Annotated in this window: 20 protein-coding genes; 9 read left to right on the top strand and 11 right to left on the bottom strand. The window is 43.0% G+C overall.

Annotated elements, in window-relative coordinates:
• Window positions 1-128 precede the first annotated feature (128 nt).
• Window positions 129-962, top strand: a complete 834-nt coding sequence (locus tag BCU75_RS17215; protein WP_102474557.1) for a regulatory protein RecX — start codon at window positions 129-131, stop codon at window positions 960-962.
• 71 nt (window positions 963-1,033) lie between these two features.
• Here BCU75_RS17215 and BCU75_RS17210 read toward each other — a convergent pair whose 3' ends face one another.
• Window positions 1,034-1,828 carry a helix-turn-helix transcriptional regulator gene (locus BCU75_RS17210; protein ID WP_102474556.1) on the bottom strand — a complete coding sequence of 265 codons (795 nt, stop codon included), beginning with the start codon at window positions 1,826-1,828 and terminating at the stop codon, window positions 1,034-1,036.
• Window positions 1,829-2,080: 252 nt separating this feature from the next.
• On the opposite strand from BCU75_RS17210, the gene BCU75_RS17205 reads away from it, so the two are divergent.
• The 3 genes from BCU75_RS17205 (at window position 2,081) to BCU75_RS17195 (ending at window position 4,688) form a co-directional block, all read left to right on the top strand.
• Window positions 2,081-3,019, top strand: coding sequence for a DUF3187 family protein (locus BCU75_RS17205; RefSeq protein ID WP_371715618.1), 939 nt, complete (start codon window positions 2,081-2,083; stop codon window positions 3,017-3,019).
• Window positions 3,020-3,176: 157 nt separating this feature from the next.
• Complete coding sequence (locus tag BCU75_RS17200; protein WP_102474555.1) at window positions 3,177-4,208, top strand: porin; 1,032 nt, start codon at window positions 3,177-3,179, stop codon at window positions 4,206-4,208.
• A 168-nt stretch (window positions 4,209-4,376) separates the two neighbouring features.
• On the top strand, window positions 4,377-4,688 hold the full coding sequence (locus tag BCU75_RS17195) for a hypothetical protein (protein WP_102465599.1): 312 nt from the start codon (window positions 4,377-4,379) through the stop codon (window positions 4,686-4,688).
• A gap of 127 nt (window positions 4,689-4,815) precedes the next feature.
• Here BCU75_RS17195 and BCU75_RS17190 read toward each other — a convergent pair whose 3' ends face one another.
• Complete coding sequence (locus BCU75_RS17190) at window positions 4,816-6,663, bottom strand: M3 family metallopeptidase (protein WP_102474554.1); 1,848 nt, start codon at window positions 6,661-6,663, stop codon at window positions 4,816-4,818.
• Window positions 6,664-6,868: 205 nt separating this feature from the next.
• Here BCU75_RS17190 and BCU75_RS17185 point away from each other — a divergent pair, with 205 nt between their 5' ends.
• Together BCU75_RS17185 and BCU75_RS17180 are read left to right on the top strand one after the other, a co-directional pair.
• Entirely contained in the window at window positions 6,869-7,462 is a 594-nt protein-coding gene (locus tag BCU75_RS17185) for a hypothetical protein (protein WP_102474553.1), read from the top strand.
• 217 nt (window positions 7,463-7,679) lie between these two features.
• Window positions 7,680-8,588 (top strand): aldo/keto reductase, encoded by a 909-nt coding sequence (locus BCU75_RS17180; RefSeq protein WP_102474552.1) that lies wholly within the window; start codon window positions 7,680-7,682, stop codon window positions 8,586-8,588.
• 112 nt (window positions 8,589-8,700) lie between these two features.
• Here the strand turns inward: BCU75_RS17180 and BCU75_RS24630 are convergent, their stop codons facing one another.
• Window positions 8,701-8,904, bottom strand: coding sequence for a hypothetical protein (locus tag BCU75_RS24630; protein WP_241905391.1), 204 nt, complete (start codon window positions 8,902-8,904; stop codon window positions 8,701-8,703).
• Between the two features lie 442 nt (window positions 8,905-9,346).
• Between BCU75_RS24630 and dbpA the strand changes: the two genes are divergently transcribed.
• On the top strand, window positions 9,347-10,726 hold the full coding sequence (dbpA, locus tag BCU75_RS17170; protein WP_102474551.1) for an ATP-dependent RNA helicase DbpA: 1,380 nt from the start codon (window positions 9,347-9,349) through the stop codon (window positions 10,724-10,726).
• 115 nt (window positions 10,727-10,841) lie between these two features.
• Here the strand turns inward: dbpA and BCU75_RS17165 are convergent, their stop codons facing one another.
• Window positions 10,842-11,015, bottom strand: a complete 174-nt coding sequence (locus tag BCU75_RS17165) for an RNA helicase (RefSeq protein WP_102474550.1) — start codon at window positions 11,013-11,015, stop codon at window positions 10,842-10,844.
• A 278-nt stretch (window positions 11,016-11,293) separates the two neighbouring features.
• Here BCU75_RS17165 and BCU75_RS17160 point away from each other — a divergent pair, with 278 nt between their 5' ends.
• Window positions 11,294-12,130: a DUF6279 family lipoprotein gene (locus tag BCU75_RS17160; RefSeq protein ID WP_102474549.1), complete on the top strand. Its 837-nt coding sequence runs from the start codon at window positions 11,294-11,296 to the stop codon at window positions 12,128-12,130.
• Window positions 12,131-12,200: 70 nt separating this feature from the next.
• Here the strand turns inward: BCU75_RS17160 and BCU75_RS17155 are convergent, their stop codons facing one another.
• The 4 genes from BCU75_RS17155 to BCU75_RS17140 all read right to left on the bottom strand — a co-directional run bounded on the left by BCU75_RS17155 (window position 12,201) and on the right by BCU75_RS17140 (window position 16,473).
• Window positions 12,201-12,824, bottom strand: a complete 624-nt coding sequence (locus tag BCU75_RS17155; RefSeq protein ID WP_076674159.1) for a 3'-5' exonuclease — start codon at window positions 12,822-12,824, stop codon at window positions 12,201-12,203.
• Window positions 12,825-12,912: 88 nt separating this feature from the next.
• The gene (locus BCU75_RS17150) at window positions 12,913-13,335 is read right to left on the bottom strand and encodes a PPC domain-containing DNA-binding protein (RefSeq protein WP_102474548.1); all 423 of its coding nucleotides are present in this window, start codon (window positions 13,333-13,335) and stop codon (window positions 12,913-12,915) included.
• Between the two features lie 113 nt (window positions 13,336-13,448).
• Window positions 13,449-14,645 carry a DEAD/DEAH box helicase gene (locus BCU75_RS17145; protein ID WP_017109066.1) on the bottom strand — a complete coding sequence of 399 codons (1,197 nt, stop codon included), beginning with the start codon at window positions 14,643-14,645 and terminating at the stop codon, window positions 13,449-13,451.
• A gap of 196 nt (window positions 14,646-14,841) precedes the next feature.
• Window positions 14,842-16,473 (bottom strand): NAD(P)/FAD-dependent oxidoreductase, encoded by a 1,632-nt coding sequence (locus BCU75_RS17140; protein ID WP_102474547.1) that lies wholly within the window; start codon window positions 16,471-16,473, stop codon window positions 14,842-14,844.
• Between the two features lie 254 nt (window positions 16,474-16,727).
• On the opposite strand from BCU75_RS17140, the gene fdxA reads away from it, so the two are divergent.
• Window positions 16,728-17,051 carry a ferredoxin FdxA gene (gene fdxA, locus BCU75_RS17135; protein WP_017631334.1) on the top strand — a complete coding sequence of 108 codons (324 nt, stop codon included), beginning with the start codon at window positions 16,728-16,730 and terminating at the stop codon, window positions 17,049-17,051.
• 97 nt (window positions 17,052-17,148) lie between these two features.
• On the opposite strand, the gene BCU75_RS17130 is transcribed toward fdxA, so the two are convergent.
• The 3 genes from BCU75_RS17130 to BCU75_RS24465 all read right to left on the bottom strand — a co-directional run bounded on the left by BCU75_RS17130 (window position 17,149) and on the right by BCU75_RS24465 (window position 19,608).
• Complete coding sequence (locus BCU75_RS17130; protein WP_102474546.1) at window positions 17,149-17,883, bottom strand: RNA methyltransferase; 735 nt, start codon at window positions 17,881-17,883, stop codon at window positions 17,149-17,151.
• A 181-nt stretch (window positions 17,884-18,064) separates the two neighbouring features.
• Window positions 18,065-19,117 carry an aldo/keto reductase gene (locus tag BCU75_RS17125; protein WP_102474545.1) on the bottom strand — a complete coding sequence of 351 codons (1,053 nt, stop codon included), beginning with the start codon at window positions 19,115-19,117 and terminating at the stop codon, window positions 18,065-18,067.
• A 344-nt stretch (window positions 19,118-19,461) separates the two neighbouring features.
• Window positions 19,462-19,608 (bottom strand): hypothetical protein, encoded by a 147-nt coding sequence (locus BCU75_RS24465; protein WP_198593432.1) that lies wholly within the window; start codon window positions 19,606-19,608, stop codon window positions 19,462-19,464.
• Between the last annotated feature and the right edge of the window lie 77 nt (window positions 19,609-19,685).

Raw genomic sequence — 19,685 nt, 5'->3', positions numbered from 1 at the left:
ATGGACGCTGCATAGCGTCCATTTTTATTGAGTATCCGTTTATCTTAGTGCTCATTCTTTTATGTCACTTCACGCTAGTCAGAATTACGTTATCATGGGGGATGCTCAATCTGGATAGTTGAAATTGAATGGATGATTCACAGCAAAAAACCAAGACTAGAAATACAACGGTAAGAAAAGCGACACGAATCGAAAGCGTTATGAACTCTGCGATGTGGCATTTAACTCAGAGGGATATGACGGAAAGTGAGTTGGTTGCAAAGCTGAAAGTGAAAACCGACAATCAAGAATGGATCGATGAAACTTTAGGCACTCTGAAAGGCTTTGGGTATCTCAAGTCCGACCAAGTGTTCGCTGAACAGTTTGTGGAGCAAGCTTTTTCTGGTGAATTTGGTTCTCGATACATTGTCGAAAAACTGAAGAAGAAGGGCTTGAAAGACTCCGTTATTTCTGACGCAATCCATAAGGTATCTTTTGAGAAGTCTATTGATGAGCAAACCATATTGATCGACCGAATCAACCATTACTACACAAGCTTTACCATGAGTCGTGAAAAGCTGGTTGCGACACTGCAAAAGCGTGGTTTTAGCTATCAGCAAGTGAAAGTGGCGATTGATCAGCACCCGCAAGCCAATGAGCTTATGAGTAATATCCAAATTAAGGCTGAGAAGGCTGACCTAGAGAAAGAAGTGCTTAAGTACGCTCGTAAAGGTAAAGGCCTGACTGCTATTCAGCAAGAATTGAGACAGCGACAAATCGACACCAGTGACCTGTCATCCTTAATCGACCGATTGATTAACGAAGAGCAACTGGATTTCTACTCTTCTTGTTTAGAACAATTACAGAAAAGATCCTATGATCTAAACGATCATAAAGAACGCTCCAAAGCTTATGCAATGTTGAGTCGCAAAGGCTTCTCTTCTGATGAGATAAAATTTGCGCTGAGTGAAGGTAACGAGTAACAGACGGTATCGAGCATAAGACATATCTAGTTGGAGAAACATCGAGCCTGAAAAATATTGAGTGCCTTGTTTTAACGTGTCGTGTGTAAGTTTTCTGTAAGACCTAGGCCATTGCGTAAGGCGAATTGAATGAGTTCGTTGTGGTTATTTAAATTGAGCAGTCCAAGCATCCTATACTTATGGGATTCTATGGTTCTTGAACTTAAGTTGAGTTGCTCTGCACACTCTTTTGCGCTAAGCCCCTGAGCGATTAGCGCTAAAACTGTGGTCTGTTTCTTTGTCAGTAATAATAGCTTATCGCTGTCGTCTTCTAGTCGGTTTTCATTCTGTTTTAGCGTTCTAGCTAGTGTGGAATGCTGCCAGTAACAAAGCCAAACTTCACAGACTAGCTTCAAGCGTTTGATGTCTTCTAGGCCGAAATTGGTATCAGTATCATGGAAGTTAGTGAAAGATAATGCCCCCCAACGTTGACTAAATAGTTGTAGCGGTATGATGCAGTGCCATCGCCCCCCTTCTTTATACAACTGCTTTAAAACATAATTTTGGCTGTTTACTAGCTCTTCCTTTGAGAAAGTAAGGTAGGTTTCGTTGGTTTTCAATAGCTTTAAGTAATCAAGATAATTACCACCAATGAGATTCTGCTTATTGACTGGAGGAATGTGTTTTTTGGATACTGAGCATGTCTTACCGTCTTCTACTAAGACCATTGAGTTTGGATAAAGAGTTAGACGATCAATGCCAAACCAATCAAGTACGTCGAAGCTTGCTTGCGACCAAGTTGCTTGAAAGTACTTAGGATCACTATTGATGAGCGTTGTAGATTGTTTCATCAATAATTGTTCAAAGCTTAGGTTAGCAGCAGACACATGTTTCCTTTGTAAATATATTCATCAGATTGATTGTCAGAAGACTATTCGTTCAAGCAATGCAGTGCAAGGTAAGATTTCTGCATTATCGAGAGATTCTAATTTTTGTTTTTTTATAACTCTTTATTCTAGGCTCCAGGTGGATAAGCCGTAGATTTACTGCATTAATTGAACAGTGTTTTTAATAAGATCAGGCATTTATACAGCCGAGTTTATCCAGTGAAGAAATTTAGGGCGCTACTGACGACCTTAATCGCGGTATTAGTTTTATTTCACCTGCCTGAAAACGCGAAAGCATCTCCAATGTTCGTCTATGCACAATCTCCAATACATTCAAATGTGCTTTCTACGCAACTTCGTTCGGCTCAGCCCAATAGAGTTGGGGCATTTGAGTTCAAGTCTTCTTATACGCAGGCCAGTATATGGGCTCATACCAGCGCCTATGCTCTCGATTACTACCAAAACCAATCCAATATCGCCATCCAGTGGCAAGCTTCACCTATTTGGAAAACGGAGTTGGATTATCGGAAAGTGACGGCCAAAGACAATGGCTTGGATAGTTTTGTTATGGGGTTTCATGATCTCTTTGGTCTTGGTCAGAATGGTCGTGATGAAGTGGCTGATAACCAGTTCACCATGGATTTTCATGATGCAGGCGTTCACGTTTCTGATTTTGAAGGTGATGACTTAACAAACGCTGTAACTTTCTACAATGAGCTGTTGTTGTATTCCAGAGGGGCAACGTCGCTCTCTGCTGGAGGTTCTTTGTTTTACAATAATGTTAGGGATGGGCAATTTGCGAGAACAAGCTTCGAGCAAGGTGTTCAACTTAACTACAGCTATATCACACCTAGGCACAGTGTTTTTTCAACCATTGGCCTTGTGCATCGAAACAGCGATGGCCATTTCGTTACAGATGAAAACCTAAGCCTAGAGAACGTCAGTACAAGTTGGGCGATAGGGTATGAATATAGATTTAACCGTCGCCACAGTTTTCTCTTCGAATCCCTTAACTATCAGGGTTGGGCGAGTAACGATCCTGACTTTTCAGAACCTTCTAATGAAGTGGTAGTGGGTTATCGATATCGTCTACATCAACTCGCGGTTGAAGCTCTGATGATCGAGAATATTCGCAACATGGATAATAGTACTGATATTGGCTTTACCTTGGGATTTAGGTTTCTAATGTAAGTTCACCTTAATAATATGGTTAATCAATAAAATTCATAACGGCTATGAAATTTCAGTAGATTTACGGTATATCAATAGCTCAAACTTTTGAACAATAACGCCACTCCAAAAGGCCAATTTGATAGGGCCAGTTAAAAATACATAGGTAGTGGTTATCATGAAAAAGACATTAGTAGCACTTGCAATCGCAAGCATCTCAACTTCAGCTTTTGCTGTAAGCACAAGCAGTGAAAACAGCAAAAATACAGATATGTTTGTATTTGATTCAATGCATAAAGACCAATTCTCAGTAGCGGGTTCTATGGGTGTTGGCGGCTACTACGACACGGGTTCAAAAGCATTTTATGATGATTGGGCTACAGGCCTTACGCTAGCAGTGAGCTACCGCAACAACCGTATTGTTGGTTATTTTGAAACAGATCTAATGCTTCAATACACAACAGACAACAACGTTTCATCTAACAAAGCTGCGACAGCGGGTTGGGTGAACTGCATTGATACAGGACCTGCAACAGACGTAGACAAAGCATGGCTTGGTTTTGATACTGGTGTTGGTATCGCGTCATTCGGTTGGGAAAACGATACGGCTCTAGACAAAGTTGATGGCGCTGGTGATACCACTTACGAGTTCGGCGCTTCGGCAGGTGATGCTTCTGATGCATTCAACGTAGTTAAGTTCCAGGGCGCAACCAATGGTTTTGCTTACGGTGTGTCTTACTTCGAAACAGATGATGACCACAATGACGCAGACAAAGGCGTGAATGGTTACATCGGTATTGAACAAGGTAACGTAAACCTTTATGCAGGTTACGAAACTCGTGACGAATCAAACTACGACGTATACACAGTAACCGGTAACATTCAATTAGGCGCGATTAAGCTTGGTGTGAACTCTTGGACTGATGAAGATGATTCAGTTAAGAACACAGGCTACTACGTTTCTGGTGGTTACACGCTGAGTGAAGATCTTACGCTAGCAGCGGGTTACGCTTCTAACAGCAATGAACTCGATGGCCAATCAGATATTGATGCGTCTTACATCAACATCGCCGCTATGTACCGCATCTCAGACAACGCAGACATGGGTATTGATATCAAGCAAGATATCGATGGCGGACGTATTGGTTCAACGAGCATGCAATACGACGAAGAAACACACGTATTCGCAGCAGCTTACTACTACTTCTAAGAACTCATTAGTTAAGAGTTTTAGAGTTCTAAATCTGATTGCTATGGTGTAGTCGCATGCCCGGTCGTCACACCATATTCTCTTCTTTATGCAGTTTAAACATCCACGAATCGACATGTGGTATGCCACTTAAATATTACGAGTGGAATTATTATTTGGAGAAATGTAATGGTTAAGAGCATTACAGCTCAGGGTGTTATTTATGGAAATAGTACCTTGTTTACATGCAAACCTAACCGAAATGGATTTTTTGAATTGGCACGTAAACATGGAAGAGCGGCAGGCACTCGCCCGCAAGATTCTCAAAACAAGGTATATGCTGAGTCTTTAAATGAAGCGTGGGATTTACTTAAGACGGAAAGGTTCTATATTATTTTGACGGGACAAGTCTTTGGGATTCACAGAAAATCATTGAGAAGCGTTGATTCTGTCGATATTGAATTTGATAACGAAATTCAATCGGCATGTGTTACTGGATAACGTAACGTTTGAAAGCTGAAGAGAACAAAAAAGGACGATCAATGATCGTCCTTTTTTACGTTTAAAATAGGCTTTATAGCTGTTTATAGCTTTTTATCGTTCTTTAGAAGTCCTTGAAGCTTTTTACCTATCGACCATAGTGTTCGACAATAAATTGTTCAAAATTGTCGCACATTTGGTTGTTAGACTTGTCATTGTTCGCTAGTTCTGTAGCGCCATCGACGATCGATATCTTAGCATTCAAATCAGCAATTGGCGCACGTTCTCTTGTCGACAGCTGCTTGATTTTTTGCTCTTCAACCGCCCAAGCTTGCTCTGGCGATAAGTTGCACTCGTCGGCGAGGTATTTGGCATTAAAACCTTCCCCAGTCAGGCTTTCGATTGTCCCATTATGATTCACGCTATTGCCTTGGTGCCAATAGTGCTTAGCTAACAAAGGGCCGATTTCTGGGTTATCCGTTAAGTAGCCAAACTTATCGGTGAAATAGGCACGAGTTTGATACACCGCCATATGAGCCAGCAGGTAACCTTGATACGCGCAAGACGCTTCATCCGACAACAGATGTGGGATCGCCATCAATGGGCGAGGGCTACAAGCCAATCCAAGAATTTTTTTCTCACTGCTACGAGCAAGAGCGGTGATCTTTTCAGGTGTCAGATCTTCATCCGCTAATTCGTAAAGTGCTTGCTCGAAATACGGAACCACTAAAATACTACGTTCTTGGTAGGCTCGGAATGGTTGTTTGTTATCGATGATTGCTTTGATTAACTCATCAGGTACTGCTTGGCCATCTGCATTAAGCGCGTATTGTTTGAGCCAATCGGCGTCATTCAATAAGCTGTCACAGAACATGGATTGCGTTTCGGCATAAGCCATCGAGGTTGGTGCAAACTCTTGAGAGAAACACGGTGCGTTCATTTTCACGTTAGCAAAATGCGCTGCGTGGCCGCCCTCGTGAAATAGTGTGTTAATTCCATCATAACCGCTGCCAATTTGATCGGGCTTGGCGTTGCTAGTGAAGTTAACTTGTGCGGCTACCCAAGTGTCTTGATCGTAGAAAGAAGGTATAGGGCCATGGCAGAAACCATTAGGGTACTTACCTTTGCGATCAAGTAAATCCAATTTTAATGTCGCTTGAGAATATTCGATGTTGAGACGACCAAAAGATTCAACCCAGCGTCTTAGTGACTTTGAGAATGGAACATAAGGGTCCAAGTCATTCATAACATCACCAGCAAAAGAGTAGGTAAAATTATGACCTTCGAGTGCGCTTTGACCTTTCTGTTCTGCTAGATTTGTTAGGCTTTGCTGATGGCGATTTTGCGTGCGGGCTTCAAAGTCGTCCAGAATTGCAAACAGCTGCTCTGTAGTCATCTGTTCGGTTTTGATGACTGAGTAATCAAAGAAGGTTTTAAAACCAAGTGACTGAGCAAATTGGTTACGTTTTTTGATTAGTTCAATGAAGCCGTTAGCTAGCAGCCATTGTTCTAAACTTAATAGTGCTTGGTGTGCAGAAAGTCTTACTTTTTCATTACCATTACCCCTGACTGCTGACCCTAAAACTGGCAGCGATCCTTCGGTCTCTTCACCCGCTTCATTTACGTAAGTCATTACATGATTTTGTTTTTTCTCAAACAATTCGGCTTCAAATTTGATGAGTTTGGCTTTTAGCTTCTGAGATTGTTCCGATTCAATAGCGTGAGATCTAAAAGTCGCCAGCCAACCATTTAACCCGGTTAGGGTGCTTTCTTTTTCTTCAAGGTCTTGAATCTCGTCGATTGCATCAATGTGTTTTTGGATAGCAGTAATTTGCTCGGCAGAACTAAGAAACTCGGTCCATTGGGTTTGTGCAAGTGTTGAACCATCGTGGTCATCACTTATTCCCATGTAAGTATCCCAGAAGAAGTCTTCTTTCGCTTTATGAGTCGCAAGATACTTTTGGTTTAGTTGGTTGAGGTAGTTCGTTGCAGTCATGAGAGTCCTTGAAAATTAACCTGTAATTTCAACATTATGACATATTCATCGAGTGTATTTTGTGATGTTGCATATAACGGTAGGTAAGTCTTGTTAATATTGACCATGAGCAATATTTTTCGCCTAAAATTTGTGGCTTAAGCGGTTGTTTGTGGATTGGTCACGTATAATAGGCGCTTCATACCGCGCGAAATAAGCATAATTAATGAGAACTCTTCCTGTCTTAATCCTACCTATTTTATTGGCTCTGAGTGCCATTTCATTTTCTGCGCAAGCGAGCGAAAGCTGGTGGTTGCGAACGGTATTCAACAGCGGCCCAACTCAACCTAGTTCTCAAAACTATGTAAACGATAATGACCTAATGGATTGTGGCGAGATCGAAGGTGCTCTTTTGTGCAGCGATTTGACGCAGTATTACGATTTGGATGTTTATGTTGAACTGGAGTTGGGTGACTCAAGCGTAGCGGTGGTTCGCTTTAACTTGCCATATTCGAACTTAAGTTACACAAAGCTCCAGGCATATCTTCGCCAAGATGGCTTTGCGCTCAGCTCTATTCGGATTGGAGAGGATGAGTTCGACGTCGTCGCTCAACTTGAACAAGCGAAACGTGAGGGCGTTGGTTACGACAAGGTAGATAAACAACTTGTCGAATTCATCAACTCACCACATCATTCCTATGAGCAAATGAGTTTATGGAATGTGCCTAGTTCTTCTTCATCTTCTTCTCGTTCTTCAGTTCCTTGGATTCAGCTACATAGTGATGGTGACAACTTAACGGTTGAACTAAATCGTCTTTAATTGCTCAAATTTATAGATAGTTTCGTAATTCATTAGGGTAAACAAGCCTTTTGGGAGAACGGCTGACTGGCAGACAGCAAGCTATTATTGATTTAAGTGTTCGTTTTTCTGTGGCTCTCACATTTTTAGTAAGCGTTTACCTTTGCCATTTGTTATACGTTGAGCCCTCGGTAAAACGAGCTTACGATACGTTCAGTATTGATAAAGGAGACAACCCATGGTTGCAAGAGTAACGACAGCGCCACAAGGCCCAGAACTTTCTGAGTTGGTGCAAGGATACTGGCGTACAGCAGAGTGGGGCATGACCTCGCAACAACGCCTGACTTTCCTGAAGCAGCACATTGATCTTGGTATCACAACTGTTGATCACGCGGATATTTACGGTAACTACCAATGTGAAAAGTTGTTTGGTGAAGCATTGGCGCTTGAGCCAAGCCTTCGTGATGATATCCAAATCGTCACCAAGTGCGACATCAACTTGTGTGGTGACCACACTCCTGATCGCAAGATCAATCACTATGACACCAGCGCGCAGCATATTTACCAATCAGTAAATAATTCTCTAGAGCGCTTGGGTGTAACCGAACTCGATGTCTTACTGATTCACCGCCCAGATGTACTGATGGATGCAGATGAAGTGGCAGAAGCGTTCGCTGAACTACATAAGGTCGGCAAAGTTAAGCACTTTGGTGTCTCTAACTTCTCACCGCGTCAGTTCGACTTGCTTCAATCTCGACTAGGTAAGCCACTGGTGACTAACCAAGTTGAAGTCAACCCATTGAACTTCGAAGTCGCACACGATGGCACGCTAGATCAACTACAGATGAACCGTATTCGCCCAATGGCGTGGTCTTGTCTTGGTGGTGGTAGCATTTTCAGTGGCGATTCAGCACAAGCGATTCGCGTTCGTGATGAGCTAGAAGCCATTCGCCAAGAAGTGGGTGCAGATAGTATTGACCAAGTGATTTACGCTTGGGTTCGCCGTTTACCGTCTAACCCGATCGCTATTATTGGTTCAGGTAAGATTGAACGTGTGAAGACGGCGGTTGATGCTCTGAAGATCGAACTGACTCGCGAACAATGGTATCGCGTATGGGTTGCATCTAAAGGTCACGGTGTGCCATAGAAAGCAATTCGTATAAAGTCAAAGCCAGCTAAGAAAGCTGGCTTTTTTGTGTTTTGATACGTGTTTACTAATTTCTAAAATAAGTATTTTCGAAACGGCTCATTGTGAATAGCTATTTGTCGTATGGCGGGGGAGTAGCAACTGGGTACTCTAATAGTTCATCTGTCCAAGTAAATCCGTTCGACAGGTTTTTTGTCCCCGAGACCATAGTGCCATCAACCGCATTGTAAAGCAGGTAAGGAGCATTACTTAAATCACCTTCGATGTTGTAGTAGTGACAGTATGAAAAGTATTTCGATCTTTGATGTATATACACTTGATAACCAGCATCACGAGCCGCTATCAGCTCACTTTCCTTAACCGTTTCTCCATTTTTCCAACCACCGCTACCAAAGTTGATATCTTCGAAATGATCACTGTTGACGATGTCTTGGAACAGTTCGTAACAGCCTCTCGCGTTGTTGATATCTCTACGCTCCCCTGCGTTGCTGTTGCGAACAGGGTAACAGCTTCCTGAAAAGTTAGAATAGATACCATCAATATTGAAATTTGAGGTGTTTTTTCCTTGAAGCTCAGTGACATCGCCACCTCGAGCTAAACAAGCCCCTTTATAGTATCCCGTATTTTAATTGTAATTAACACCGCCAACTGATAAATATTTGTTATGATTGTTTGTTCGTTCAAAACTGTGATTAAGGTGGAATAATTTTCAAAAACACTCATAATGCACTCTGTTTTTCACCAGTTGGATATTTCCATTGAGCACTTCAAAATTCTCTTCAATCGCCCTTAAACCTGAGCTTCTAAATACGTTAGATTCTCTTGGTTATACTGAAATGACGCCTATTCAAGCGTTAAGTCTTCCTACTATTCTGGATGGCAAGGATGTTATCGGTCAGGGTAAAACGGGTTCAGGTAAAACAGCTGCCTTTGGTTTAGGCTTGCTGCAAAACCTACGCGTTAAGCGTTTTCGTGTTCAATCATTAGTGTTATGTCCGACTCGTGAGCTTGCAGACCAAGTAGCAAAAGAAATCCGTACTCTTGCTCGTGGTATTCACAATATTAAAGTACTGACACTTTGTGGTGGTATGCCTATGGGACCACAGATTGGCTCACTAGAGCATGGCGCACATATTCTTGTGGGCACTCCTGGTCGTATCCTGGATCACCTAGAGAGAGACCGTATTGACCTGTCTGAGTTGAACACACTTGTGTTAGATGAAGCCGATCGCATGCTGGAAATGGGTTTCCAAGATGCACTCGATGCTGTTATTGAAGCAGCACCAAAAGATCGTCAAACGCTATTGTTTAGTGCAACTTTCCCTAAACAGATTAAATCTGTTGCAGACCGCATCATGAATAATCCTGAAATGGTGAAAGTTGAATCAACGCATGATCACTCAAGCATTCAGCAATACTTTTATAAGGTTGAAGGTACTGAAGCTCGTGATGACGCACTAGAGTTAATGCTTCTTCATCATCAACCAGAATCAGCGGTTGTGTTCTGTAATACGAAGAAAGAAGTGCAGAACGTGAATGATGAGCTGAGCCACCGTGGTTTCAGCGTTATCGAACTTCATGGCGATATGGAACAGCGTGAACGTGACCAAGCTTTGGTTCAGTTCTCAAACAAAACCATCTCTATCTTGGTTGCAACCGATGTTGCCGCTCGTGGTCTTGATGTTGATAACCTAGATGCTGTATTCAACTTTGAGTTGTCTCGCGATCCTGAAGTTCACGTACACCGCATCGGTCGTACTGGACGTGCAGGAAGCAAAGGTGTCGCTATCAGCTTCTTTAGCGAAAAAGAGATGCACCGTGTTGCTCAAATTGATGAGTACATGGATATGCCAATCGAACCGTCTCAGTTGCCAGCGAAACCAATCGCTAAGCCATACTACTCAAACATGGTAACCATCCAGATTGATGGTGGTAAGAAAGCGAAACTTCGCGCAGGTGATATCCTTGGTGCGTTGACAGGCCAAGGCGGTATTGATGGTAAGTCAGTAGGTAAGATCAACTTGTTCGCGATGCGTGCTTACGTTGCTGTAGAAAGATCAATGGCTAAGAAAGCATTAGGTAAAATCGAATCAGGTAAAATGAAGGGTCGTCAATTCCGCGCCCGAATTCTGAAGTAATTCGAGATTGTCTCCCTTTACTGTAAGTGTCTGTCTTGTTAACGATGCCGCAGTAAAGGGTTCTCCACAACTCTTTAACCTAGGCTTTCTTGCCAAGGTTAACTCCAGAACACAATTATTCGTCAGGTCTGAGCGAATAAATATCGTTGATATGTTTCCCTTCACTAAGATACCAAGTCATCGCTTCCTGTCGATTATTAGCGGATATCGTAATTGTGGTTAGTCTTCCATCGTCAAAATAACAAAGCTCGTACTCTAACTCGCTTGTATAATGAGGAGTAGCGGCCATAGCTTACCTCCCAAATATTAATCATTTGAAAATAAATAAACCATTCGTTTATAGGGTTCCTTTACATCAAATGAGCAATAAAAATCAAGTTACATCACTGCCATTAATTATTTTTAGTTTAATCATTTGCCGAAATAGCTAGATTAGCAAGTCTGAGTCTCAATTTATCTCAAATTTCTACGGCCACTGTCCGTTTGAGCTAGGTTTATAAGAGCTAGAGTTTACGTTAGTAAGATCGTTTTGGAATTTGTTGTTTAGAAAGTGTGTGAGAGGGTGTAATGAGAAAGTGCCGTTGGCTAGTATTATTGATGTGTTTTCTATTTTCTGGGTGTGGGACGAAGTTCGCCTATAACAATATAAACTGGTTTGTCGTTAGCTATATAGAAGATTTTGTCTCCCTCTCAAATAGCCAAGAGTCAGAGCTTGAAGAACGATTAGATATATTACAGAAATGGCATAAAGAAACTCAGCTACCTCTGTATGTTTCGCAACTAGAAGCGATTCAAAAGGTAGATAGATTGGATATGAATTCAGCTTTTATCGTTGGTCAAAGTGAACAAACTAAAAATCATATTCGCTCGATCGTAAATAAGTTCGCTCCCGATATTTACGCATTAAGTATGCAGCTTACCCCTGAGCAAGATAACGAATTCTTAAAGAACTTTAGAGAAAAGCAGCAAGAGTATTACGAAGAAAGATTATCATTGAATGATGAAGATTCGAGAGAACGGTATCAAAGTCGAGTAGAATATAGGCTAGAGCGATGGCTCGGGTCGGTATCGAAAGAGCAGAAACAGATTATTTTGACTTGGTCTCAAGAGTGGGTAAATACTAACGACAGCTGGCGACAATATCAAAATAATACGTATCAAGACCTAACGATACTTATGCAAAAGAAGACCGATTTACATATTGCACAGCCAATTATTATGAAGCTACTTTTGAACAATGAAGATTATTATCCGCAAGAACTGGAGTCTAAGCTTGATAAGAATATGCAAACATCAGCGAAGTTCTTGGTGGATATCGCCGCAGTGAGCAGTGATAAACAATGGGCTTATTTTATGAGTGAGCTAGAAAGCCTCAAGACGACGTTAGTGTCACTGCAGGAGTAGGGTAGCTATATTAAGGCTAGTGACTGTTTGCTACTAGCCTTCTGACAAACCCCAAACCGAATGCAGAGAGTTAGCCTCTGTTACTCATCAGCAGTTTTGGAATCGAGCCTTTAGCGGTCTTAGATATCTTCTGCATCAGTTGAAAGCTCGGTTGTTGAATACCGTGATCACTTTGCAGTTCGTCAATCATCAATAACCATAACCGTGCTGTCATTTCCGAATCGGCTAACGCTCTGTGGAAAGTACCGTCGTTGTCGATGTTTTTAAAACGCACAAGGTCGCCTAGCTTATGAGTCGGTGCGTCTTGGATTAGACGGCGAGCAATCAACATTGAGCAAGCGAACTTGCCCGTATAGTCTCGGCCAATAAAGTCTAATTCCGCATCGAGAAAGCGCTTATCAAACGACGCATTGTGAGCAACAAGTTGGCTGCCTTGGATAAAGTCTGCAAACTCACCCATTACTTCACTGCAACTGGCCGCAGTGCTTAACATGCGGTTACTGATCCCGGTATAGCTTTCAATGAATCCACTAACGCGAAATCCCGGGTTCATGAGCTGCTGAAAGGTGTCGACGACTTCGCCGTTAACTAATTTAACCGCACCGATTTCAATCGCTCGGTCACCCATGTTTGGTGATAAGCCTGTGGTTTCGAAATCGAGAACGATAACGGAGTCTGCGGAGTTTGGAGCCATCGTGTTTCCTAATACTATTTATTTAGTTGTATTGCTTTATATGGATCGCTTGGTGTTGCTATGGGTCAATCTATTGCGTGTTGTTGTTCTATTGCGCGTTGCTGTTCTGTTGCGTATTGCTACTGACAGTGAGCTCAGTGTAACCCGTCGAATCATCATGCTCTCTGTTGAAGGTCAAAGTATCGTAGCGATGAACAATCAATTCAGCGGTGGTGGCGATGATCGTTTCCTCCAGCAGATGCCCACCAATCACATTGCCATTCTCATCGGCAACGGATATATGAACATGCTGGTGGTTTGGGGTTAGCGTTGCCATCACAGATACGATTTCGAATGGAGCTTTGATTAGCTTGGTGTTGTTCGCATTGGCCAGACGAATATTGAGTTGAGACACGCACCCGACACACGATGCGACAGAGCCTGCCGAGATATTGTGTGCTGTCACAAGCTTTTGGATCTCAAGCTTTAGATCTTGCCCGCGGGTTAATCTCGTTGCGATAGGAGTGATCATCTTATTGCCTCAACTTGATATGTATTTCAAAGAACAAAACGAAGCCACATTTGGCTTCGTCTTATTTTTGTGTTGGCTAACGCGACTTTTACATTTTCTGTTGCTGAAATTACTTAGTCTTGTTGCTGTTCTCTTTTCTTTTTAGGCACGAAGTTCAATACAGAGATTGGTACTTCTTTACGTGGTTCGAAACCTTCAACTACGCGACGCTCAATCAAGTGACCAAGACGTTTTTCGATAATGCACAGGTTTTTGAAGTTGTCTTTCGATAGGAAAGAGATCGCTTCACCAGATGCATCAGCACGGCCAGTACGACCAATACGGTGAACATAGTCGTCCGCAGGGAATGGGATGTCGTAGTTCACTACGCGGCTTAAGTTATCGATATCGATACCACGAGCAGCAACACCTGTCGCAACTAGATACTTTAGACGACCTTTTTTGAAATCAGCCAGAATTTTTTCACGAATCGCTTGGCTACGTCCACTGTGGAAAGCTTCCGCTTCTATACCACGCTTTTCAAGTTGAGCAACCAACTTAGCTGCGCCATGCTTAGTCTCGATAAAGATAAGCGCTTGGTCCCACTCACCGTCAGTGATCATGTGGCTTAATAGTGCTGACTTGCGGTCTTTATCTACAGTAACTAGCCATTGTTCGATGTTTGCTTTAGAAGCGTCAGTTTTGGCAATTGAAATCTCTTCAGCTTCACTGATTGCACTTTTTGCTAGCGCACGAACTGGCGTTGATAGCGTTGCTGAGAACAACAGGTTTTGAATGTTTTGTGGCAAACGCGCGATGATCTTGTTGATGTCTTCGATGAAACCCATGTCTAGCATGCGGTCGGCTTCATCAAGAACCAGTACTTCGACTTCATCAAAGTGAACGGCACGTTGTCCGTACATATCGATCAAGCGACCTGGGGTTGCTACAAGAATATCGACACCTTCGATCAAGCGGTCTTTTTGATGCTGGTAAGACACGCCACCGTACATCGCTAATGATGTCAGGTTTAGGAACTTCGCGTACTTGGTAATGTTCTGTTCAACCTGAATCGCAAGTTCGCGAGTTGGTGTTAGAATAACAGCACGAATACGTTTTTTACGTTGTGTTTCACCTTTACTTAGCATTTCTAAGATAGGGAGAACAAAGCTCGCAGTTTTACCTGTACCTGTTTGTGCAGCAGCAATTAGGTTCTTACCAGAAAGCACAATCGGAATTGCTTTTTCTTGAATAGAGGTTGGCTTTTCATAGCCTTGTTTTGCAACGGCTTTAACAATAGGTGAGCTTAATCCAAGCTTGGAAAATGGCATAAGTTTCTCGGTATGATTTGGCTAAATAGCGATGGAAAGGTTCAACAATCTTATACAAGGATAAGATTAATGGCGGCATTCTACCATGTTGCTTGTGTACCGCTAGTAACATGCACATAAAAAAATCCAGTATCTACAAGACACTGGATTTTTGTTTTTAACTGACCGCGATCTAGCTTTGCTTTATCGAAAGCCCTTAAGCGATCTCAATCTTCTCAGCTTGGTTCTGTTCTACCATAGACAGTGCTAGCGCTTCCGCAGCCTTAATACCGTCGATACCAGCAGATAGGATACCGCCAGCGTAGCCTGCGCCTTCACCTGCAGGGAAGAAGCCCTTTAAGTTGATGCTTTGGTAGTCTTTGCCACGCTTGATGCAGACAGGAGAAGACGTACGCGTCTCTACACCTGTTAATAGACCGTCTGGCGTAGAGAAGCCTTTGATCTTCTTCTCGAACGCTGGGATTGCTTCACGAATTGCTTCGATAGCAAAATCAGGTAGCGCTTTTGAAATGTCTGTTAGGTGGATGCCCGGTGTGAATGATGGTTTTACTTCACCGATTTCACTTGGATCGCGACCTTTCAGGAAGTCACCGATTTTCTGTGCAGGAGCATCGTAGTTCTCGCCACCTAGAACATAAGCGGCACTTTCTAATTCACGCTGTAAACGGATACCTGCAAGTGCGTCGCCTGGGTAATCACGTTCAGGGTCGATACCTACAACGATAGCGCTGTTTGCGTTGCGTTCTGCACGAGAGTATTGGCTCATTCCGTTGGTTACTACGCGGCCTTCTTCAGAAGTCGCTGCAACCACAGTGCCACCTGGGCACATACAAAAGCTGTATACAGTGCGGCCATTCTTACAGTGGTGAACGAGTTTGTAGTCCGCTGCACCTAGAATAGGGTTGCCTGCGTTCTTACCGAAGCGAGCTTCATCGATCATTGCTTGCTTGTGTTCGATACGGAAACCAACAGAGAAAGGCTTAGCTTCCATGTAAACGCCACGTTCGTGCAGCATTTCAAACGTATCACGAGCACTGTGGCCAACAGCCAGTACTACGTGACGAGATTTAATCTCTTCACCGTTAGAAAGCGTCAAGCCTGTGATTTGACCGTCTTCCATATGAACGTCGTCTACGCGAGTGCTGAAACGGATTTCACCGCCGAGTTCAATGATAGAAGCACGCATCTTTTCGATCATAGTAACCAGTTTGAAGGTACCGATGTGCGGCTTACTTACGTATAGAATCTCTTCTGGTGCGCCAGCTGCAACGAATTCTTCGATTACTTTACGGCCGTAGTGCTTTGGATCCTTTACTTGGCTGTAAAGTTTACCGTCAGAGAATGTACCAGCACCGCCTTCACCAAACTGTACGTTTGATTCTGTGTTCAGAGTACGCTTACGCCAGAAACCAAAGGTATCTTTAGTGCGCTCACGAACTTCTTTGCCACGCTCAACGATGATTGGGTTGAAGCCCATTTGAGCAAGCACTAGGCCAGCGAACAGACCACAAGGGCCAAAGCCGATAACGACAGGGCGCTCAGTTTGGTTCTCAACTGCTTTAGCCACGAATTTGTACTCCATGTCAGGAGTTACTTTTACGTGCGGGTCGCTAATGAATTGCTCTAACAACTCAGCTTCGTCTTCAACGAGAACATCAAGCGTGTAGATAAGTAAGATTTTTGATTTCTTACGAGCATCGTAGCCACGTTTAAAGATATTAAAAGAAAGTACCTGATCAGCGTTAATACCAAGTTTCGCTTCAATAGCGTCTTGGATGGCTGACTCTTCATGGTCTAGTGGGAGTTTAATTTCGGTTAAACGTATCATTTTGATGTCTCGTTTTTATAGGTGTCTTAGCTAGACCACTTCTAAACGCAGAGCTTTATGTAAACACTGATGTTGAAAGAAGCGATAAGCTCACAATGGCGCGCATTTTACGAGAAATTGATTTATCTGTCATACTAATTTGGAAGCATGGAGCAAATAGACTCGATATTAGAGCTGTATGATGTTGAATTTTGCTTTGGGATGAGTATTATCCCCCATTCTTCAATTTTGACTAACTTATAGAGCAGAGCATCATGGCATTTGTCGTAGGCGATAATTGTATCCAATGTAAATACACAGACTGTGTGGCGGTGTGCCCCGCAGATGCGTTCCATGAAGGTCCGAATTTCATGGTAATAAACCCAATCGAATGCATTGATTGTGGGTTGTGTGTACCTGAATGTGACGCTCAAGCGATCTTCCAAGAAGATGAACTGCCAGAAGACCAAAAGATTTTTATTGAAGTGAATGCAGAGCTTGCTGAGATCTGGCCGGTACAGACGGAAGTAAAAGCACCAATGGATGACGCTGAAAAGTGGAATGGTGTGTCTGATAAGTTGGCAATGCTAGAAAAGTAATTGTTGAAAAGAACTCAAATAAAAAGGCGTACTGATTTGATCAATACGCCTTTTTTAATATCTGAACACTGTCGATTGGCTCGTTAGTTAGTGAGATTTAGCTATGTTGACGACGCATGTTGTCGAGAATGATGCCTGTCGCCATTGCTACGTTCAGAGACTCTGCGCCACCGAATGCTGGAATCGTAATCTTATCAGTCACGTATTTAGCGGCGTGTTCACGAATTCCGTGAGACTCACTGCCCATCAGTAAAATACCGTTGGCAGTAAATTCCGTCTTATGAACACTTTCGCCTTCTAAGAACGCCCCGTATACAGGTAGGTTCGCTTGCTCTAAGTATTCAGGTAAGTCTGTTTGGCTTACATGTACTCGGCCAAAGCTGCCCATGGTCGCGCTAATCGTTTTCGGGTTGTATGGGTCTGCACAATCGCTGCTCGCAACGATATGCTTAATGCCATACCAGTCTGCGACGCGAATAATCGTACCTAGGTTGCCCGGATCAGATACACCATCCAGTGCAATCATTAACCCAGTAGCTTTTGGTAATTCAAACGTTGGGATCTCAACAACAGCAATCGCCGCATTGTTACTCACCAAAGTACTCGCTTTGGTGAGGTCATCCAGTGAAGCTTCAACACAATCAAACTCAATCAGTGATGCGTGATTTTCAGATAGGAAATCAGCAGTAGCAAAGACGTTTTTCACGACTAAGTCACTATTGAACAGCTCAAGAACGTTCTTTTCACCTTGAACTAGAAACAGGCCGTGGGCTTTACGCTGTTTCTTTTGGCCCAGAGCACGAAGGAGTTTTAATTGGTTTTTTGAAATCATGTTTTTATCCTAGATATAAGCCCGCGCATTATAGAACAAAGGTTGGATAACCAAAAGCGTGATGACTCATGCGATCCACATAAAAAGCAAAAGCGACCCACTTAAAAAGAAAAGCGCACTAAATAGTGCGCTCTTATGGGATTTACTCAAGCTGAACTGAGAAAACCGGTGGACTGACAGCTTAATACGGAGCTGGGTAGCGCTTAAACACGGTGTTGATATCGGTAAGGATCTCTTCTGACAACGGTTTGCTGAACGCTGCTACGTTCTCTTTCAGTTGTTCCATGGTGGTTGCGCCGATGATTGTAGAAGTCACGCCATCAATTTGATTGCACCATGCCAATGCCAGTTGGCTCGGTGTAAACCCATGTGTGTTCGCCACTTCAACATAGCCTTTTACGGCTTCATTGGCAGATGCAGTGTCGCGGAAAATACCTTTACGCTGCATGTAGGTCCAACGGCTTCCTTCTGGTCTAGCACCATCAATGTATTTACCACTCAGCATGCCCGCTGCTAACGGTGACCATGGTAGGTAGGCGACGTCTTCATGCACACAGTTTTCAATCAAATAAGGCCAGTCTTTCGCGTGCAGCAGGCTAAATTCATTCTGAATAGAGACCATTCGCGGTAAATCATGCTTCTCACTGAGCTTAAGGTAAGTGTTAATACCCCAAGTGGTGTCATCAGACAAACCAACATGACGGATTTTTCCCGCTTTAATGCAGCTCGCTAGTGCTTGGAGGATCTCTAGCATCTCCGCTTCATGCTGCTTTCGGTCGATATCACTGAATCGAATATGATTCGGGAAATGTTTGCCAAAGTGAGGCGTCGTTCGGTTTGGCCAATGCAGTTGGTAAAGGTCGATATAGTCCGTTTGTAAACGCGCTAATGAAGCATCAACCGCTGCAATTACAGCTTCACCCGTGATTGGCCCGCCATCTCGAACCCAAGGCAATCCAGGGCCTGCGATTTTGCTAGCGATGATGACTTCTTGGCGGCGCTGCGGATTGCGAGCTAACCAGTTACCAATAATCGCTTCCGTTTTACCGTAGGTCTCGGGTGAAGGTGGCACCGCGTACATCTCTGCGGTATCGATAAAGTTAATACCTTGGCTTAGCGAGTATTCGATTTGTTGGTCAGCTTGTTGTTGAGTATTTTGCAGCCCCCAAGTCATGCTACCAAGACAGATTCGGGAAACGGGAATTTGACTACTTCCTAGTTTTGAATATTCCATTGAATTCGGGATTCCTGTGGTTAAGTTCTCTAGTACTCGCATTATAGTTTTTGAAAAGGGGCGAGTGAGGAATGAAAACGAATATGAATTATTAGCACAAAATGGCGCGACAAGGTATGGCTGGGGGGAAGTTTAATGGGGCATTTTTCAGCTTAGCGAATGGGCTAGCTGCATACTCGAAGAGTTAAAGGTATGAAGAGTTAAAGATACAGAGTCGGAGGCACACAAAACGTGAATGGGCTCGATAGAATAAGGAAAAGGGAGTAAAAGGAAAAAAAGCTCTACATCGCAGAGAAGTAGAGCTTTTTTATAGGGGTTCTTAATATTACTAGGTATTAATTGAGTTACGAGGTCGCGTTGGTGTCAAACCCACCTTGAGATTGCGCCTGTCTTAGAGCTTCCTGCCTTTGAACTTCCTTCTCAGTTAATGCTGGTTGAAGTTTTTCCTCAGAGGCTTGAGGAGATAAAATGAAATATTTATTAATCGTCATAACTGTGTCTCCGTGTAACGTATGACAGATTCTGCATCAAGGATAAATGGTGATCATCATCCACTTTGTACTTTTTT

The sequence above is a fragment of the Vibrio splendidus genome, from assembly GCF_002873455.1.
GTDB classification, from domain to species: Bacteria; Pseudomonadota; Gammaproteobacteria; order Enterobacterales; family Vibrionaceae; genus Vibrio; species Vibrio splendidus_J.
The sequence above is the reverse complement of the archived record's forward strand: the minus strand, read 5'-3'. Positions and strand labels throughout refer to the sequence as shown.

Excerpts from the sequence above, each read along its gene's own strand:
- fdxA (WP_017631334.1), top strand. The coding sequence starts at position 16,728 with ATGGCATTTGTCGTAGGCGATAATTGTATCCAATGTAAATACACAGAC.
- BCU75_RS17195 (WP_102465599.1), top strand. The coding sequence starts at position 4,377 with ATGGTTAAGAGCATTACAGCTCAGGGTGTTATTTATGGAAATAGTACC.
- BCU75_RS17125 (WP_102474545.1), bottom strand. The coding sequence starts at position 19,117 with ATGGAATATTCAAAACTAGGAAGTAGTCAAATTCCCGTTTCCCGAATC.
- BCU75_RS17145 (WP_017109066.1), bottom strand. The coding sequence starts at position 14,645 with ATGCCATTTTCCAAGCTTGGATTAAGCTCACCTATTGTTAAAGCCGTT.
- BCU75_RS17130 (WP_102474546.1), bottom strand. The coding sequence starts at position 17,883 with ATGATTTCAAAAAACCAATTAAAACTCCTTCGTGCTCTGGGCCAAAAG.
- BCU75_RS17140 (WP_102474547.1), bottom strand. The coding sequence starts at position 16,473 with ATGATACGTTTAACCGAAATTAAACTCCCACTAGACCATGAAGAGTCA.
- BCU75_RS17215 (WP_102474557.1), top strand. The coding sequence starts at position 129 with ATGGATGATTCACAGCAAAAAACCAAGACTAGAAATACAACGGTAAGA.
- BCU75_RS17180 (WP_102474552.1), top strand. The coding sequence starts at position 7,680 with ATGGTTGCAAGAGTAACGACAGCGCCACAAGGCCCAGAACTTTCTGAG.
- BCU75_RS24465 (WP_198593432.1), bottom strand. The coding sequence starts at position 19,608 with ATGACGATTAATAAATATTTCATTTTATCTCCTCAAGCCTCTGAGGAA.
- BCU75_RS17185 (WP_102474553.1), top strand. The coding sequence starts at position 6,869 with ATGAGAACTCTTCCTGTCTTAATCCTACCTATTTTATTGGCTCTGAGT.
- BCU75_RS17200 (WP_102474555.1), top strand. The coding sequence starts at position 3,177 with ATGAAAAAGACATTAGTAGCACTTGCAATCGCAAGCATCTCAACTTCA.
- BCU75_RS17150 (WP_102474548.1), bottom strand. The coding sequence starts at position 13,335 with ATGATCACTCCTATCGCAACGAGATTAACCCGCGGGCAAGATCTAAAG.
- BCU75_RS17155 (WP_076674159.1), bottom strand. The coding sequence starts at position 12,824 with ATGGCTCCAAACTCCGCAGACTCCGTTATCGTTCTCGATTTCGAAACC.
- BCU75_RS17160 (WP_102474549.1), top strand. The coding sequence starts at position 11,294 with ATGAGAAAGTGCCGTTGGCTAGTATTATTGATGTGTTTTCTATTTTCT.
- BCU75_RS17165 (WP_102474550.1), bottom strand. The coding sequence starts at position 11,015 with ATGGCCGCTACTCCTCATTATACAAGCGAGTTAGAGTACGAGCTTTGT.
- BCU75_RS17190 (WP_102474554.1), bottom strand. The coding sequence starts at position 6,663 with ATGACTGCAACGAACTACCTCAACCAACTAAACCAAAAGTATCTTGCG.